General features: G+C 71.8%; 1 protein-coding gene. It reads left to right on the forward strand.

Annotation, left to right across the window (positions count from 1 at the left end; translation table 11 throughout):
* Window positions 1–710 (forward strand): WD40 repeat domain-containing protein (locus Q664_RS04175; RefSeq protein WP_043390009.1); only part of this gene is annotated, 710 nt, incomplete at both ends.

Raw genomic sequence — 710 nt, forward strand, 5'->3', positions numbered from 1 at the left:
GCACGCTCCTGGCCACCGCCAGCGATGACAAGATCGCCCGGCTGTGGGAGGTGGCCACCCGCCTGCCCGTCAGCGTGGTCCTCCCCCATGACAAGGCCGTCACGGCCGTGGCCTTCGGCCCGGAGGGCAAGACGCTGGCCACCGCCAGCAGCGACAAGACCGCGCGCCTCTGGGACGTGGAGTCCGGCCGGCAGCTCCTGTTCCTGCCCCATGAGAACGCCGTCAATGGCGTAGGCTTCAGCCCGGACGGCAAGACGCTGGCCACCGCCAGCGATGGCAATCGCGCCTCGTTGTGGGAGGTCTCGCCCCGTCCGCCGCTCGTGTTCCTGCCGCACGACAAGGCCGTCACGGCCGTGGCCTTCAGCCCGGGTGGCGGGAGCGTGGTCACCGCCAGTGAGGACAACGCCGCGCGCCTGTGGCGTGTGGACAAGGGCGGGCTCGTGGCCGGGCCCTTGCGGCACGATGCCCGCATCCGTGCCATCACCTTCAGCCCGGAGGGCAGGCGCGTGGCCACCGCCAGCGAGGACAAGACGGCCCGGTTGTGGAGTTCCTCCACCGGCGCGGCCCTGGCGACCCTGCATCATGGGGGCAAGGTGCTTTCGGTGGCCTTCAGTCCCGAGGGCGGCTCGGTCGTCACCGGCAGCGAGGACAAGACCGCACGGCTCTGGGACGCCGCCACGGGACACCCTCGGGCGCTGCTCCCCCATGAC

The organism is Archangium violaceum Cb vi76, assembly GCF_000733295.1.
GTDB classification, from domain to species: Bacteria; Myxococcota; Myxococcia; order Myxococcales; family Myxococcaceae; genus Archangium; species Archangium violaceum.